14 protein-coding genes and 1 pseudogene are annotated in these 17,430 nt (G+C 41.6%); 4 read left to right on the top strand and 11 right to left on the bottom strand.

Annotated elements, in window-relative coordinates; translation table 11 throughout:
* Positions 1-155: 155 nt before the first annotated feature.
* From AC27JL_RS01460 to AC27JL_RS01440, 5 genes and pseudogenes are all read right to left on the bottom strand, one after another.
* Positions 156-284 (bottom strand): annotated as a pseudogene (locus AC27JL_RS01460) (MbcA/ParS/Xre antitoxin family protein); the annotation flags it as partial.
* A 371-nt stretch (positions 285-655) separates the two neighbouring features.
* Positions 656-3,547, bottom strand: coding sequence for an aminomethyl-transferring glycine dehydrogenase (gene gcvP / locus AC27JL_RS01455; RefSeq protein ID WP_487194625.1), 2,892 nt, complete (start codon positions 3,545-3,547; stop codon positions 656-658).
* Positions 3,548-3,703: 156 nt separating this feature from the next.
* Positions 3,704-4,093 (bottom strand): glycine cleavage system protein GcvH, encoded by a 390-nt coding sequence (gene gcvH / locus AC27JL_RS01450; RefSeq protein ID WP_462674236.1) that lies wholly within the window; start codon positions 4,091-4,093, stop codon positions 3,704-3,706.
* A 205-nt stretch (positions 4,094-4,298) separates the two neighbouring features.
* Positions 4,299-5,381 carry a glycine cleavage system aminomethyltransferase GcvT gene (gcvT, locus tag AC27JL_RS01445; RefSeq protein WP_006794101.1) on the bottom strand — a complete coding sequence of 361 codons (1,083 nt, stop codon included), beginning with the start codon at positions 5,379-5,381 and terminating at the stop codon, positions 4,299-4,301.
* A gap of 93 nt (positions 5,382-5,474) precedes the next feature.
* Complete coding sequence (locus AC27JL_RS01440) at positions 5,475-6,074, bottom strand: hypothetical protein (protein ID WP_006794100.1); 600 nt, start codon at positions 6,072-6,074, stop codon at positions 5,475-5,477.
* A 126-nt stretch (positions 6,075-6,200) separates the two neighbouring features.
* On the opposite strand from AC27JL_RS01440, the gene AC27JL_RS01435 reads away from it, so the two are divergent.
* Both AC27JL_RS01435 and AC27JL_RS01430 read left to right on the top strand, forming a co-directional pair.
* Positions 6,201-7,046 carry a LysR family transcriptional regulator gene (locus AC27JL_RS01435; protein ID WP_006794099.1) on the top strand — a complete coding sequence of 282 codons (846 nt, stop codon included), beginning with the start codon at positions 6,201-6,203 and terminating at the stop codon, positions 7,044-7,046.
* Between the two features lie 197 nt (positions 7,047-7,243).
* A complete protein-coding gene (locus AC27JL_RS01430) occupies positions 7,244-9,400 on the top strand; it encodes a TonB-dependent receptor family protein (RefSeq protein WP_487194624.1) in 2,157 nt (718 codons plus the stop codon).
* 131 nt (positions 9,401-9,531) lie between these two features.
* Here AC27JL_RS01430 and rlmB read toward each other — a convergent pair whose 3' ends face one another.
* The 6 genes from rlmB to AC27JL_RS01400 form a co-directional block, all read right to left on the bottom strand.
* Positions 9,532-10,275, bottom strand: a complete 744-nt coding sequence (rlmB, locus tag AC27JL_RS01425; protein ID WP_006794097.1) for a 23S rRNA (guanosine(2251)-2'-O)-methyltransferase RlmB — start codon at positions 10,273-10,275, stop codon at positions 9,532-9,534.
* Between the two features lie 5 nt (positions 10,276-10,280).
* Positions 10,281-12,722, bottom strand: a complete 2,442-nt coding sequence (gene rnr / locus AC27JL_RS01420; RefSeq protein ID WP_243532721.1) for a ribonuclease R — start codon at positions 12,720-12,722, stop codon at positions 10,281-10,283.
* Positions 12,723-12,921: 199 nt separating this feature from the next.
* Positions 12,922-13,659 carry an enoyl-CoA hydratase/isomerase family protein gene (locus tag AC27JL_RS01415; protein WP_487194623.1) on the bottom strand — a complete coding sequence of 246 codons (738 nt, stop codon included), beginning with the start codon at positions 13,657-13,659 and terminating at the stop codon, positions 12,922-12,924.
* A 114-nt stretch (positions 13,660-13,773) separates the two neighbouring features.
* Positions 13,774-14,388: a response regulator transcription factor gene (locus AC27JL_RS01410; RefSeq protein WP_058428366.1), complete on the bottom strand. Its 615-nt coding sequence runs from the start codon at positions 14,386-14,388 to the stop codon at positions 13,774-13,776.
* Positions 14,385-15,488 (bottom strand): sensor histidine kinase, encoded by a 1,104-nt coding sequence (locus tag AC27JL_RS01405; protein ID WP_487194622.1) that lies wholly within the window; start codon positions 15,486-15,488, stop codon positions 14,385-14,387. Before AC27JL_RS01405 ends, AC27JL_RS01410 begins: the two co-directional genes overlap by 4 nt.
* Complete coding sequence (locus AC27JL_RS01400) at positions 15,485-15,655, bottom strand: hypothetical protein (RefSeq protein WP_006794092.1); 171 nt, start codon at positions 15,653-15,655, stop codon at positions 15,485-15,487. The genes AC27JL_RS01405 and AC27JL_RS01400 overlap by 4 nt, the downstream gene beginning before the upstream one ends.
* A 157-nt stretch (positions 15,656-15,812) precedes the next feature.
* Here AC27JL_RS01400 and AC27JL_RS01395 point away from each other — a divergent pair, with 157 nt between their 5' ends.
* Entirely contained in the window at positions 15,813-16,679 is an 867-nt protein-coding gene (locus tag AC27JL_RS01395) for a DMT family transporter (protein ID WP_410899445.1), read from the top strand.
* Positions 16,676-17,380 (top strand): glycerophosphodiester phosphodiesterase, encoded by a 705-nt coding sequence (locus AC27JL_RS01390; protein WP_475603689.1) that lies wholly within the window; start codon positions 16,676-16,678, stop codon positions 17,378-17,380. The genes AC27JL_RS01395 and AC27JL_RS01390 overlap by 4 nt, the downstream gene beginning before the upstream one ends.
* The last annotated feature ends 50 nt before the right edge of the window (positions 17,381-17,430 follow it).

The following is a 17,430-nucleotide window of genomic DNA, read 5'->3' as shown; positions in this document are numbered from 1 at the left end:
ATAAAGTTAGAGCAAACATGCTCTGTAGCCGACTGCAATTTAGTCTCTTTTTAAGGTAAATAAATTCCTCAGCGAAGTCAACAACTTCTGTAATGAATAATTCTAATTTTTAAAGATTAGAATGGGTTTTCTCACTATTCACTGATAGTTTCAATTCAATGAATAAAGTTAAATGGACCATCAACAAACTCTCTAACGTGTTTCAACCGCTCTATAGTCCCGCCAAGCATAAAATCTAAAGCAGACTGACCATTGAACTCTGGGTTGGGTTTATTTACCCACTCATCAGCCCCTCTTTGGCTGCGGTCGCCAGCGCGACAAAACCTTGAATAAGGTTTCTAATTTATAGAAGTGCCAAACGTATTCGCATTATCTGTAATAGTAATTCCAAGTACCTATTCAAATACTTATTCGAGCTGCCGCCCGCGCGTCAGCAAGCTAAACGCCTACAATAAATAACACATATTCTTGGTTTGTGAGCGAGTAAGTATATTTTTGATTTGTTGGGTTTCGTTTCACTCTACCCAACCTACGTTCATATGATTAATGACGAATCATCAAACACAAAAAAGCCGTTGCATTGCTGCAACGGCTTTTATAATTTTGATAAATTCCCAAACTATAATGGAACTTACTACCCATTAAAGTTCAAAAGTTAGTCGCGATATGTCTCTACCGCTGGGCATGAACATACTAAGTTACGGTCGCCGTATACATCATCGATACGTGTAACCGTTGGCCAGAACTTGTCTTTTGCTACCGAAGGCACTGGGAATGCAGCGTAAAAACGGTCGTACGCGCGGTCCCATTCGTTACCAAGTACATCAGCTTGCGTGTGCGGTGCAAACACAAGTGGGTTGTTTTCTATTGACCATTCGCCAGAGATTACTTTGTCTATTTCGCCTTTGATTGACACCATCGCTTCGATAAAGCGGTCAATCTCGCCTTTTGACTCAGACTCAGTTGGCTCAATCATTAACGTGCCCGCTACTGGGAACGACATAGTGGGTGAATGGAAGCCGTAATCTTGTAGGCGCTTAGCGACGTCCATTTCAGTAATGCCTGACGCTTCTTTTAATGGGCGTAAATCAACAATACATTCGTGCGCAACGCGGTTGTTGCGGCCACGGTATAAAATTGGGAAGTGCTGGCTTAACTCTTGCGTTAAGTAGTTAGCGTTCACAATCGCCATTTCTGTGGCTTGTTTTAAGCCCTCTGACCCCATCATGGCAATGTACGCCCATGAAATAGGTAAAATAGCGGCTGAGCCGTAAGGCGCTGCCGATACGGCACCGTTGTTAATGTTTGTACCCGGTACGTTAATTACGCTGTGGTTTGGCATAAATGGCGCAAGGTGCGATTTAACACCAATTGGGCCTACACCTGGGCCGCCGCCACCGTGTGGAATACAAAACGTTTTGTGCAAGTTTAAGTGCGATACGTCTGAGCCAATAAAGCCCGGGCTTGTTACACCCACTTGCGCGTTCATGTTTGCGCCGTCCATGTAAACTTGGCCGCCGTGCTCATGAATAATGTCACATAGTTCACGAATGGTTTCTTCGTAAACACCGTGGGTAGATGGGTACGTGATCATGGCACATGATAGGTTTTCAGACACGTCTTCAGCTTTCGCTTTTAAGTCTTCCATGTCGATGTTGCCGTTTTTATCACAGTTAACCACAACAATTTTCATGCTCGCCATTTGTGCCGATGCTGGGTTAGTACCATGCGCTGAGCTTGGAATTAAACATACGTTACGGTGTGCATCCCCGCGTGACTCGTGGTATTTACGAATGGCAATTAAGCCTGCGTATTCACCTTGTGCACCCGAGTTTGGCTGAAGTGAAACCGCATCGTAACCCGTAATGTTAACTAGCCAGTCGTGTAGCTCGTTAATCATTATTTGATAACCCTCTGCTTGGTCTAGCGGGCAGAATGGGTGAAGGTTTGCAAACTCAGGCCATGTAACTGGAATCATCTCAGCGGTCGCGTTTAGTTTCATGGTGCATGAACCTAACGAGATCATTGAGTGGTTAAGTGCTAAATCTTTGTTTTCAAGGCGCTTAATGTAGCGAAGCATGTCTGTTTCGCTGTGGTAGCTGTTAAAGTTTGGATGCGTTAATACTTCGTCATCACGTACTAAACTCGCTGGAATAGAGTCGCTACCGTTTGCTTCAATATCGGCTGCAATACTGTCTACGCTTAGACCGTGGCCTTCACCTAGTACAATATCAAATAGCTCGGCAACGTCTGCACGGGTTGTGGTTTCTGAAACCGAAATTGAGTACTCGCCGTCGTGGTTTGTAGCAAAGTTAACGCCTTTGGCAAGTGCACGTGCAATTACGTCGTCTTTATTGTCGCCAACAATTGTTAGCGTATCAAACCACGTGCTGTGCTTAAGGGTGATGCCTTTTGCTTTTAGGCCAGCAGCTAAAATATCAGCAAAGCGGTGTATACGCTGCGCGATAGTTTTTAAGCCTTGTGGACCGTGGTACACCGCATAAAACGCCGCCATGTTGGCAAGTAGTACCTGCGCTGTACAAATGTTTGAGTTGGCTTTGTCGCGGCGAATGTGTTGTTCGCGCGTTTGCATTGCCATACGCAGTGCGTCGTTACCTAAACGGTCTTTAGATACACCAATAATACGCCCTGGTAATGAACGTTTGTATGCGTCACGTGTTGCAAAAAATGCAGCATGTGGACCGCCATACCCCATAGGTACACCAAAACGCTGAGCCGAACCTAATACTACGTCGGCACCTAATTTACCTGGTGCTTTTAATAGTAATAAACTCATAATGTCGGCTGCCACACAGGCAATCGCTTTTTTGCTTTGTACGCCGGCAATTAGGTCGGTTATATCGACTACTTCACCCGATGTAGACGGGTATTGAAATAATGCACCAAAAATGTCGTGGTTAACGGCGTCGGCCGCTTTACCAATAATTATTTCAAAACCAAACTGCTCAGCACGGGTGCTTACTACGTCAATAGTTTGTGTGTGTACGTCGTCGGCAATAAAAAAGGCATTGGCTTTTTTAGCTTTAGACACACGTTTTGCAAGGCCCATTGCCTCGGCTGCAGCGGTTGATTCGTCAAGTAACGACGCGCTTGCTAAATCAAGGCCGGTTAAATCTAGGGTCATAGTTTGGAAGTTTAGTAACGATTCTAAACGCCCTTGTGCAATCTCTGGCTGGTACGGCGTGTACGCTGTATACCAACCCGGGTTTTCAAGTACGTTACGTAAAATTACGTGCGGTACGTGCGTTGGGTGGTAGCCTTGGCCAATGTACGATTTGAAAACTTTATTTTTGCTTGCTACTGATTTTAAGTAGCTTAGTGTTTCAACTTCAGTACGGCTTTCGCCAATGCTTAGCGGTTGCTCTAGGCGAATGTTAGCCGGTACAGTTTGATCGATCAGCTCTTGTACACTCGATACTTCAAGAGCGCTCAGCATATCGCTTACTTGCGCGGGGCTTGGCCCTATATGGCGGCGAATAAAATCTTGCTTTTGCTCTAACTGCTCAAGAGATTTGGCGTTTGACATGTGTCTAGATTCCTATGATCCTAAATACTAATGGGTAACTAGTATTAATTAAAATATATGATGATTTAACGTCAAAATGGTATGGAAAATTGGCGATAAAATCATAAAAGCCCCATCAAACATAAAACGGGGCTTTTGAGTATCAATAAAGAGTGATTAGTCTTCGTCGATAGTGTGCGAGTAACCTTCAGCGTCTAATAGGTTGTCTAGCTCAGACTCATCAGATGCTTTAACACGGAATAACCAACCATCACCGTACGCGTCGTTGTTTACTGTTTCAGGTGCGTCTTCTAGCTCTTCGTTAATGGCAACAATTTCGCCGCTAATTGGTGCGTAGATGTCTGATGCCGCTTTAACCGACTCTGCTACTGCACAATCTTCGCCTGCGTCTACTTCGTCGCCCACTTCAGGCAATTCAACAAATACCATGTCACCAAGTAGTTCTTGTGCGTGCTCTGTAATACCTACAGTAAAGGTACCGTCACCTTCGTTGCGAACCCACTCGTGTGAAGAAGCGTATTTTAATTCAGTAGGGATATTGCTCATTATCTTGTTCCTTTGGTTATGATACCAATCAAATTAAATATTTAACCAATCTAGCGGTCTAAATAAAGCGCTAACATCGTTATTAATTTATCAGGTAGAACAACTACATATCAAAATTAATGCCTTGTTATCACTCTATTTATCCGTCGCTATAAGTGATTAATAACTCAACATGATTGGTATTATTGGGTGATAACACCAAATTTTAAATTATTGATTTACCGTTACGTACAAAGCTAGGCTTCACTACTTTAACGTTAACTAATTTTTTGCGCATTTCTACTTGAGCAGTGTCGCCTGTTGAACGTGGTACACGTGCAAGGGCTACACTAAAACCAAGTGTAGGTGAAAAAGTACCTGAGGTAATAACCCCTTCTCCACCGTCAACAATTACTTTTGAACCGCTACGCAATACGCCTTTTTCTTCAAGTACTAAACCAACAAGCTTGTCGGTGCTTTTTTCAGCGCGTTGTTTAACCAGTACGTCACGGCCAATAAAGTCACGATCTTCTGGTTCCCATGCAATGGTCCATGCCATGTTAGCTGCAAGTGGCGATACGCTTTCGTCCATATCTAGGCCGTAAAGGTTCATACCTGCTTCTAAACGTAGCGTGTCACGTGCACCTAAACCAGCTGGCGCTACACCTGCGTCTAGCAGTTGTTGCCATAAATCGGCTGCTTGGTCGTTTGGTACTACAATTTCGTAACCGTCTTCGCCAGTATAACCCGTTGTAGCAATAAATAAATCACCCACTTGAACACCAAAAAACGGCTTCATGCCTTCAACTGCAGCTTGTTGCTCTGCATTTAAAAGCGTGCCTGTTTTTTCGCGTGCGTTAGGGCCTTGCACTGCAATCATTGCAAACTCTGGACGCTCAGTCACTGTAACGGCAAAATCGCTCGATACATTAGCTAAGTGCGCTAAGTCTTTTTCGCGCGTAGCCGAGTTAACCACTAAGCGGTAAAACGTTTCGCTGAAAAAGTAAATAATAAGGTCGTCAATTACGCCGCCTTGCTCGTTAAGCATGCCGGTGTAAAGTGCTTTACCTGGTACGGTTAATTTAGCCACGTCGTTTGCTACAAGTTTTCGTAAAAATGCTTTAGCTTGGTCGCCTTCAATATCAACAATGGTCATGTGTGATACGTCAAACATGCCTGCATCGTTACGCACTGCATTATGTTCTTCTATTTGTGAGCCGTAGTTGATTGGCATTTCCCAGCCATGAAAATCAACCATTTTTGCGCCCGCTTCTAGGTGCTTAGCATGGAGTACAGTTTTAGAAGTCATAACATTCCTTCACGTTTTAAATTAACCCTTAATGGGCGTGGCTTAAATTAAAAACAGGCAAACATTATTATGTTTACCTGTTGGTTGTTTTTGTTATGCGGCCTGGTTTTGCATTACTGCAAAACCCTGCGTTTGCATGTAGCTTTGCCATTTTTGTAGCTCTGGCGCTTTAGCTATGAGCACAAAATGCTGCTCATCTTTGTTATCAATCGCGGTAATAAATACCTCACCGCTTTGCGCACCGTAGCATAGTTGTGCGTCAGATAATCGCAAACCGGGTGTTAATTTAAAGGCATCAACTAGCGTATCAAAGGCGTTTTCGCCGCTTAAGGTAAAGCTAGTTAAGTCGGTACGAATAACGTAGTCAATATCAAAACGAAGCTGTTGTTCGTTTATAAGTGACTGTAATTGCAGGCTTGCGCTGTGAGGTAATACAAATCGAAAAGCGGTTTCGCTAAAATAATATACGGCGTAACTAAAGTCAGAATAAAAGTCGCCATCTAATGTGCCTTTTAAACCTAAACCGCTGGCCGTTAATTTTGTTAAATCGTGGCCTAAAATACTGCTTAAAAATACAGAAGCTTCGCTGCCGCTAAAATCCATTACAACTGTGCTGTTATTTGCTTGCAAAGCGTTTATAACCGCGCTGTTAGCGTTGCTGTGGCGGGCAAACATTATTGGGTTAAAAGTCATAACAAACACCTGTGTATTTTTAATCTTAAAATTATATTGCGCGGGGTCTGTAACAACAAATTGTAATTATTTATCAATTGATAAATAATACTTATATATGTAGCCACATAAATTGTAATTTTAAATATGAAAAATATATCAACCGACAGTTTACGTACCTTTGTAATGATTGTAGATGTAGGCGGATTTGCCAAAGCCGGCGACTTTTTGGGGCTTTCGCAACCTGCGGTAAGCTTACAAATAAAGCGTTTAGAAGATGTATTAGGCTATAAATTATTTAAAAAGCAAGGCCAGCGCCAAGTACTAAACCAGTACGGCGAACTATTATTGCCCATGGCAAAACAAATGATGCAATACAACGATGCCATTTTGCAGCAATTTACGTCAGAGAGCATTACCGGAAAAGTACGTTTAGGCATACCTAGCGAATTTGCTGCGCGTATACTCCCTTCTATTATTGGCGACTTTGTGGCGCTGTACCCAGAAGTATCGCTTGAAGTTAAATCGCGATTAAGTAAGCATTTGCTTTCGGCTTCTAGGCAAGACCAATTTGATCTAGTGCTTGCGCTAAACGAGCAACTTACCTCAAGTAAATTTCCTATTTTTATGCAAGATCAATTGGTGTGGGTGGGTGATTTAAACCAAGCAAAAAACCAAGTGGTTACCTTAGTAACCGCGCCAGAGGGATGTATTTATCGGCGCCGCGCTACCGATGCGCTTAAAAATGCCGGCATAAAATACCGTATTGTATATAGCAACGCCGACTTAACAGGGCTTATTGCGGCTTTAAAAGAAGGGCTTGGCATTACAGTACTGGCAAAAAGTACCGTACCCAGTGAGCTTAATTACCAAGTACAAACTAAATACCTACCTGCACTGGGCGACATTGGTATTAGCTTGGTTAAAAGTTCGGGGGAGTCAGAAAATGCGGTAGATAAGCTTGCTGAGTTTATTGCCTTGCGTTTAGGCTAATAAAACACACACTCAACTTTATACTTAGCTTCACGATTACAAAACAATACAAAAGATATAAAAAAGTTAATTAAGTTACATGATATATGTTTTTAGTTCTAAAAAAATGAATAGTTTTATACTTAATAATATTGATTCGCATTCGTTAACGTGTTCAAATTACGCCAATTTAGATAATCAACGTGATTAGGACAAAAATGAACCCTAAGTTTTTAGTATCTACTCTTGCAACTGCGGTTGCTTTGTCTTTTACAGCCACTGCAATGGCTAAAGACACCAGCGATAAAGAACAACGCTTTGAACAAATTACAGTTATTGGCTCACAGCAAGCTATAAACGACATTCCTGGTTCGGCTACTTTTATCTCTGACGAAGAACTTCAAAAATTTGAGTTTACCGATATTTCGCGTGTTTTAGCGTCTGTTCCGGGTGTTTACGTTCAAGAAGAAGATGGCTATGGCCTTCGCCCTAACATTGGTATGCGCGGTACTGGTACCGGCCGTAACGATAAAATTTCTGTAATGGAAGACGGTGTATTAGTCGCACCTGCGCCTTATTCTGCGCCTTCAGCTTACTACTTCCCTACTATGGGTCGTATGGAAACAATTGAAGTATTAAAAGGTGCTGCCTCAGTTAAGTACGGTCCTCGTACTACAGGTGGCGTTTTAAACTTACTTTCTCGTAGCTTACCAACCGAGCCTAATAGTTCTAAAGGTATGGTAGATGCAGCCCTTGGTAGCGATGGCTACTACAAAGGTCACGCATACTTTGGTAAAGAAAAAAACAACACGTCTGGCTTGGTTGAAGTATTTACCTACGGCGCAGACGGCTTTAAAGAGCTTCCTGTTGGTAGCGATAATACGGGCTTTGAAAAAACTGATTTACTATTAAAGTTTGGTCATACGTTTGGTAAAAACGATGCCCACAATATTGAGCTAAAAGTAAAATATTCTGACGAAACATCAGACGAAACTTACATGGGCTTAACTGACGAAGATTACAAAGCAAACCCTAATCGCCGTTACGCTGCATCGCAAAACGATGAAATGAACACTCGCCACAACGCTTACCAACTAAACTATGCGTACCGTTTTGGTGAAAGCTACGAATTACTTGCAACCGCTTACCTAAACGATTTTCATCGTAACTGGTATAAAGCAAGCAGTGTAGGAACAAGCACGCTTGAGCAATACAGCGACTTTGAAGCAAATCCAACAAGCGAAGGTATTGAAGGCATTGGTGTTAAAGCTAACAACCGTGATTACCTAGCAAAAGGCATTCAGTCTGAATTACATATTCCTGCAGGCGATCACTACATTACTGTAGGTATGCGTTACCACGAAGACGAAATGGATCGTTTCCAATGGCAAGACACATACACGCTTAATCAAGACCTAAGCATGACACTTACATCGCAAGGTGTACCTGGTTCAGATAGCAACCGTGTAGACAGCGCAAAAGCAAGCACGTTATTTGTTCAAGACGAATGGACACTAGACGCGTTAGTTATTAATGCAGGTCTTCGTTACGAAGACATTACCATTACGCGTGAAGAATGGTCTAAATCAGATCCAACTCGTAGCAATGGCTTAACTAAAGATATTTCTAACGATACTGAAATTTTAGTGCCATCGTTAGGTGCTACTTATACACTTAACGACAACGTGACGTTACTTGCGGGTATTCAAAAAGGTTACGCTCCAGCGGCACCGGGTAATGCTGACCAAGAAGAAGAAGAAAGTGTAAACCTAGAGTTTGGCTCTCGCTTTAATATGGATGGCTTTAACGGTGAAGTGATTGCGTTTTTCTCTGATTACGACAACATGCACGGTAACTGTACTGCTGCTGTGGGTTGTAGCGACGAAAATATTGGCGACCAATACAACTACGGTGAAGTAGAAGTCTCGGGCTTTGAATTTAGTGCGGGTCGTACTTTTGCAACAGACGCTGCGCAATTTCCAGTTAAATTAACGTACACATACACTGACTCTGAGTTTAAAAACACGTTTGATTCAGAAATTTGGGGCTCGGTAGAAAAAGGCGACGCAATGCCTTACGTACCTGAAAATCAAGTTGCTTTATCGTTAGGCGCTGAGTTTGCATCGTTTGTTGTTAACAGCCAAATACGTTACGTATCTGATTCTCATGCCGACCTATCTGACTCAGGCTTAAACGCAATTGATAGCCGTGTAGTATGGGATTTAGCTGCTAAATACTTAATCGACGACAACCAAAAAGTATACTTAACGGTTGATAACCTGTTTGATAAAACGTACATAGCTAACCGTGCTAATGGCGGTATTCAGCCAGGTAAGCCTCGTAGTATTCAAATGGGCTACACATACAGCTTTTAAGTAGTAGCTGAGTAAAACGGCTCGTTAACTAAACCGTTTTACTCACACCATACTAAGCAAATAGTAGATACAAAAAAGCCGAGATTATTTAATCTCGGCTTTTTTAATGCTTAGCTTTAAACTAACGTAATTTAATTATTTGCGTTACGTTGGCGTAATACTTCAAATAAACAAATACCGGTTGCAACCGATACGTTTAAGCTAGACACCGAACCTGCCATTGGAATTTTAACCAATACATCGCAATGCTCACGCGTTAAACGGCGCATCCCCTCACCTTCTGCGCCCATAACTATGGCCATTGGGCCTGTTAAGCTTGCATCAAATACATGCGTGTCGGTTTCGCCTGCTGTGCCAACTACCCATACGCCAGCATCTTTAATTTCACGAAGCGTACGTGCGAGGTTAGTGACCTGAATAAGGGGCACTGTTTCTGCTGCGCCACACGCTACTTTTCGTGCTGTACCGTTAAGCTTTGCCGACTTATCTTTAGGAACAATGATCGCATGTACGCCAGCGGCATCTGCACTACGCAAGCATGCACCTAAGTTATGCGGGTCGGTTATGCCATCAAGTACGAGTAAAAATGGAGTTTCTTCACGCGCAATGATCACATCTAAATCTTTTTCGTTGTACGTTGGCGCCGCTTTTACGTTAGCAATAATTCCCTGATGCTGCTCGTCTTTCGACTTGTTATCAAGTGCTTTACGCTGCATAAATTGTACTGAAATACCAAATTTACGTGCTTCATCAATAATCGGTGTTAAGCGTTTATCATCACGACCTTTAAGGGCGTAAATTTCTAAAAATCGCTCAGGCTCTTTTGCTAAAATTGCTTCAACAGAGTGAAAGCCAAAAATTAATTCATTACTCACGTATTTTATGCTCCTGGGCTTGTACGTTTACGGGCATTTTTGCCTGGTCTTTTAGGCTTTTTAGCCGATTTCTTTTTCGGTTTTTTCTTTGCGGTGCCTTCGCTGGCTTTAACCGCCGACTTACCAGCAGCTTTGCCTTTACCGGCTGGCTTTTTTTTACCTTTTGGCTTGTCGTCTGACTTTTTACCCGGTACTTTTCCTGCTTTTAATTGTGAGCGCACACTCGCTGGGCCTTTACCTTTAGGTGCACGACGGCGTGAATACCTATCTTGTGCTACATCGCCTTTAAGTACTAAGTTTATACGGCGGTCGTCTAAACTGACTGAGGCAACTTGCACCGTTACTTTATCGCCAAGTCGGTAAACGGTGTGGCTGTGTTCACCAATCAGGCAATGTTTTGCAGCATCATGGGCAAAAAACTCGTCGCCTAAATTAGTAACATGAATTAAACCATCAATTTGTAAATCGTCTAATCGTATAAATAAACCAAAGTTTGTAACCGACGAAATAACCCCGTTAAACTCATCGCCAACGTGGTCTTGCATAAACTCACATTTAAGCCAGTCGGCTACTTCGCGAGTCGCGTCGTCTGCACGGCGCTCAGTAGTTGAACACTGCTCGCCTAATTGATCTACTTCATCGTCAGTGTACGCGTATGCGCCTGACGTTTGTTGACCCTGTGCTTTTAGTACCGCTTTAATTGCACGGTGTACAACTAAATCTGGGTAACGACGAATAGGCGATGTAAAGTGTGCATAAGCCGATAACGCTAAACCAAAGTGACCTATGTTATCTGGCTGATAAACCGCTTGTTTCATTGAGCGCAGCAGCATAGTTTGAATAAGCTCGGCCTCTGGGCGCTCGCCTAATTTAGCTAATATTTGCGTAATTTCTTTAGGCGTTGGTTCGTCACCTAATGTGCTCTGAATCCCTAACTCAGTTAAAAACTGTGTAAAGTTACCTAGCTTTTCACTGTCGGGTTCATCATGCACACGGTAAAGTGCACTGGCCTCGTGCTTTTCGAGTAATTTAGCCGCTGACACGTTGGCTAAAATCATACATTCTTCAATGAGTTTGTGCGCGTCGTTGCGGATAACAGGCACAATAGACTCTATTTTGCGGTGTGCATTAAATACAAAGCGTGTTTCGAGTGTTTCAAATTCAATAGCACCACGCTCTTGGCGTGCTGATTTAAGCGCCATGTACATTTGCTGTAAATCAGTTAAATGTGGCACTACGGCGGCGTATTCGTCGCGAAGCTTTTCGTCATTTTGTAAAATGGCGTTTACTTTAGTGTAAGTTAAACGGGCGTGAGAATTCATCACCGCTTCGTAAAACTTATAACCCGACAATTTACCTGCCGCTGATACGGTCATTTCAGCAACCATACAAAGGCGGTCTACTTTAGGGTTAAGTGAACACAACCCGTTAGACAGTACTTTTGGTAGCATTGGGATAACTTGCTCAGGAAAATACACTGAGTTACCACGTGCAATGGCTTCTTTGTTAAGTGGTGTATTCATGCCTACATAATGCGACACATCGGCAATAGCAACCCATAAACGCCAACCACCCGATTTTTTAGGCTCACAGTACACGGCGTCGTCAAAGTCGCGGGCGTCTTCGCCATCTATCGTAACAAGCGGTAAGTCGCGTAAATCTACGCGGCCTTGTTTGTCTGCATCTTCTACAAATTCGCCTAAGTGGGCGACTTGTGCGTCAACCTCTTCTGGCCAAACATGCGGAATGTCGTGATTACGAAGGGCAACTTCAATTTCCATACCTGGCGCTAAATGCTCACCTAGTACATCAACCACTTTACCTACTGCGTTCATATTGCGGCTAGGGTTTTGAGTGATTTTAACCTGCACCATTTGGTTGTGGCGGGCACCGTTTTCGTTGCCTGGTAAAATCATGATGTCTTGCGTAATACGCGGATCTTCAGCGACTACAACTGCAACACCATGCTCAACAAAGTAACGCCCTACAATAGGGGCGCGCTCGTTGGTAAGCACTTTAATAATACGGGCATCGCATTTTGAGCCAGAGCCACGTTTTGTACCTTTAGCTAGTACAATGTCGCCATGTAACACCATGTTCATTTGATGTTTGGCAATAAACCAATCTTTGCTCTCGCCTTCAACTTCTAAAAAGCCAAAACCGTCTCTGTGGCCTATTACTTTACCTTTGGTTAAACCGGCTTCGTCAATAAGTGCATAGCATTTAAATTTATTAAAATATAACTGACCATCACGCTCCATGGCACGAAGGCGACGTTTAAATGCAATTTGACGCTCTTCATCATTAACGGCTAGTTCTTCACATAATTGTGCGTAGTTAGCTGGTTTTGAACGCTCTTGAAGATGAGTAAGTATAAACTCACGGCTAGGGACGGGGTTTTCGTACTTTTCTTGTTCTCGACTGAGATTTGGATCTTGGTTTGACATTCACTATCTTGTTAGTTGGTTATGAAGGTTATTTTAACCCATATACGTAAAATGAGACAGGTAAAAGCACTTAATATTTAAACAAAGCTCACCTATCGGTTATTTAGCTTTTTAAACTTAGCGTACAGGGCCTTAATATGTCCTTAATTATGCAGCTTAATTGTGTCATTGTGATTAAGCTGCATCAGTGACTAAGCCATTACTTAGTTTTATGAAGATTTTTGTATAACATTTTACTGACGTTATCGATAAAAGCGGGGTCTTCTTCTTTAATATTTTGCAAGATGTGTTTGTTCATTTGCGATTTGTTTTGAGCGTAAATCCAACGGTTTTTATTAAACTGCGCTGCAAATTCAAGTACACCGGCTTGCAGTTCGTCACTGTTAGAAAATACAGCTTCTATTACGTTGTTTTCAAACAGTTGTTGTGCACCCACCCGTTCTCCCGTCATTGCTAGCCTATTAAAGAAGGTTTGCGGTATCGCTTTATTAATAATAGGAAACATAGACGGTACAAAAGGCACCAGTACATCAACTTCAGGAAAGCAAAAAAAGCCTTTGTCTGATTTCATAAATCTAAAATCACAGGCACAGGCAAGCACGGCTCCATTACCATAAGTATGACCATTGAGGGCTGCAATAATAGGCATAGGAAACGTAACAATACGTTGTAGCAACTGTGTTATTTGCAACATAAAGTCAGAAATAGCCGCTGGTAAAATGCTTGGGTTTGCCATCCACTCAAGGTCAATACCCAGCGACCAGCTTTTGTCGCTTGCTGAGGTAAGTACCACCGAGTGAATGCTTTTATCAGCCTCGATATGATCAAGGTGTAAATTAAATTCAGCCAAAAACGCTGGATTGTGTCGATTTTCTGCGGTGTTCATTGTTAAAACTGCGACACTGTTTTTTACTGTTAAATCTATTAAATTTGCCATTTAACCCTCTTTTTGCGAATTTTAAGCTTACTTTAAGCGTTGTTCGTTACTTTTGTTGTTATGACTAACATAGTAAGGGTTTGTGTTAAATTTATAAACCTTAATCACATGTGTTTATAACCACCCTTTTTGTTTAGCTATACGTGCTGCGTCGATTCGGTTTGTTGCATTAAGTTTGGCAATTGCGTCTGACAGATAGTTACGCGTTGTGCCTTCACTTATAAATAACTGTGTGGCTATTTCGCTCGTTTTAAGTCCATCGCTTGCAAGCTTTAATGCTTTTCGCTCTTTGTCGGTAAGTGGATCGGCATCGTCTAGAGCGTTAATCGCAAGCTCTGGGTCAATCACTTTTTGCCCTTGCATTACCTTTTTGAGTGCGTTGATTAGCTCGTCACTCGGGGCTTCTTTTAATATAAATCCTTTAACACCGGCACTTAACGAGCGCCTAATATATCCAGCGCGTGAAAATGTGGTCATGATCACCATTTTTATAGCCGGAAATTGCATTGCTATTTTTTCACTAAGTTCTATGCCGTTCATTTTAGGCATTTCAATATCGGTTAAAATAATATCTGGCATTGCATCTTCATCAAGCGCATTAATAGCATTTAGAGCATCTAGCCCGTTGCTTGCTTGGCCAATTACGTCAATATTAAAATCTAGGCTAAGTAGTGCACTAACAGCGTCACGCACTAGCGCCTGATCTTCCACTAAAAATATTTTGATCATTGTAAATCCTCAGATGAAATTGGCAGTACTACGTTTAATGTAAATTGTTCGCCACAGGTAAAAGTTGCACTACCTTGTATTTGCTCTGCTCGTTCTTTTATACCGTTTAAACCGTTGCCTGCCTCGAGCCTGCCACAGGGTGCATTATCTATTACTTCAATGAGTAATTGCTGGGGTGTTTGCTTAATTGTTATTGCGCTGTTTTTAGTTGAACTATGGCGTAGTAAGTTAGTGACTGACTCTTTAATTATTAAACTAGCAATGCCCTCTACCTTGGCAGGTAGCACAGATAACTCAACGTTAAACGTAATATTAAAATTTTGCTCTAATAACCGCTGTTTTAACTGAGTAACTTGGCTTACCAAATTGAGCTCTTTTAAGTCGCTTACGGCACTGCGTACATCGCTAAGTAACTGCCTTGCAAGGTCTGCTACTTGAGCTATTTCGTTGTTTGCTTGCTCGTAGCGCTCACCTTGGTTTAGCTTATTAGCCAGCTCGGCCTTTAATGCAATAGATGAGAGTGAGTGGCCTAAAATATCGTGTAGGTCACGCGCTATACGTTCACGCTCAGCAATAGCAGCTAATTGCTCTAATTGGTTTGCACTTTCTTGCTCGCGCTTTTTATGGTCGCGTTCTCTTTTTGCTGCAATTCCATAACTAAATAAAGCGGCACATAATATTAAGGCCACAGCCAAAAAGTATTGAAGCTTTCCCATATCGCTTAAATACGAACTTGTAAAAAGCGCCACCACAATGGCTAATGCGGCATAAAACCGCTGTTTTAAGTTATAACTATACCCAGCTACATAGGCAACAAAGCCATATAAGGTAGGTGTGCCAGAGGTATAAAAAGTGGCGCTAAAACAAATAGCGAGCAAGGCTAAAAATAAGGTGGTTATTTTTGTGTTATCGCAGTTAATTGCTTTTACATACAAGATAATAAAGGCAATATAAAAAGCTAAACATAGGCCCATTTGGCTTTTTGTGAATTGGTCAAAATTAATAATTAATGGCAGTAAGTAAAAGCCTGTAAAAATTAAATGGCCGTATTTCCAAAACGTTTTATCCGTTTGTTGAGAAAAGCTACTTTGCGAACTCATGCTAGCACCTCTGGTGTATTATTTTTATTTAAAGCACTCTTTTTATTAATAAATATAGATACCACAAAAATGCTTATCAGCATAAAATAATCAATGTAATTAATAGTAAAATTAAGCGAATCAAAAAACTCGCTAATATCAAGACTCATTAAAACTAAACTATTCATAGCACTCTCCTGTTAAGTAGGATAACTATGCCAATACATAAAAATAATAAGAGTGTGAAGTGTCATTAACTTTGCTGACATTTGTCATGTTTCAAAAAATTCATCTTGTTGACGCCCCCTCGGTGATAACATATTAAAAAAAGGAGATGATGTTTAAATGCAGCCACAACAGCAAAGCTTAATTTACCTACATATTGCCGTGTTACTTTTTGGGGGAACCGCCCTTTTTGCCAAACTCATTGGTTTAAATGCTCTGGATATTACAGTTTACCGAACAGCTATTGCTGGTATGGCAATATTGGCAATGCTTTCATTCGGGAAAAAACAAATTAAGTTAAACAATCCCAAAGACTACCTTATTGCTTTATTTTTAGGTGTTACAGTAGGGCTACATTGGGTGACTTATTTTGCAGGTATGCAAATGGCAGGCATAACCATTGGTATGCTTGCATTTTTTAGCTATCCAGTAATGACCGTGTTTTTAGAGCCTTTATTTAATAAAAGTAAACCTCAAGCAAAAGATATAATAAGCGCTGGTGTAGTTGTTTTGGGTATTTATTTATTAGTACCAAGTGCTGATTTAGGTGACGATGTAACACTTGGTGTTATTACTGGCGTGGTATCTGCGTTGTTTTTCTCTGTCAGAAACATTACTCACAAACGCTATTTTAGCCAATACGGCGGCCCACAGACGATGTTTTACCAAACCTTGGTAGCGAGCATAATGCTGTGCGCATTTATTGAAGTGCCTGTGTACGAGGTGAGTAATCAAGATCTTATATTAATTGCCGTCGCTGGCATTATATTTACCGCTACACCCCACTCGCTATTTGCAGCAAGCCTCAAACATTTATCAGCCGCAACGGCAGGGCTAATTTCGTGCTTACAACCGTTGTACGGTACTATTTTGGCTATTATTATTGTTCACGAACGCCCAACATTAATAACCCTGATTGGCGGTGCACTTATTGTAAGCGCTGCATGCTTTGAAACATGGTCAATAACCAAGAAGGCTCGACAATGAAAGTTTTTGCACACAGGGGCGCTAGCGGGCACTTTCCCGAAAACACGAAAAGCGCCATTTTAGAAGCCTTAAATATTGGTGTAGACGGCATTGAAGTAGATATTCAAAGCGCTACCGATGATTACATGCTAATACATGACTCGTGGCTAGACAGAACCACCAACGGAAAAGGCAAAGTTAGTGAGTTTGATGCAGCAACCCTTACAAAGCTTGATGCGGGTAATGGCGAATGTATACCAAGGCTACAACAGTTATTTGATTGGAATAACAATAAAACCTTACTTAATTTAGAACTTAAGCATACCTTTGAACTTGAAAAGTTTGCTGACCAGCTTGAACGTAATATCAGTGCGGGAACCATTTCATGTGCTAATATTTTAGTATCATCGTTTGATCATCATCAATTACAATGGCTTAAAAAGCGTTTACCCTGGTTAAAAATAGGCGCTTTAACGTCTTCTATTCCAATTAATTATGCAAAGTTTGCACAAGACTTAAATGCATTTAGTGTGCATGTAGATAAAAATTTTATTAACAAAGCGTTTGTAGATGATGCTAAAAAACGCGGGCTTGAAGTTTACGCTTATACAGTCGATAAACAACAAGATATTGCACTTATGCGTGACTTCGGTTTAGACGGGATTTTTACTAACTTTCCCATGCAATCCAAGGCATATTTGCTATCGTTAGCTGATAAATAGAGTCGCTTATACCTTGCAAATGCCTGTGTAAAAGCGTTCAAACATAGGTT

Source organism: Pseudoalteromonas sp. 4NS20-0020 (assembly GCF_057554385.1).
Note: the sequence above shows the minus strand (reverse complement) of the source record. Positions and strands in the feature narration are given on the sequence as shown.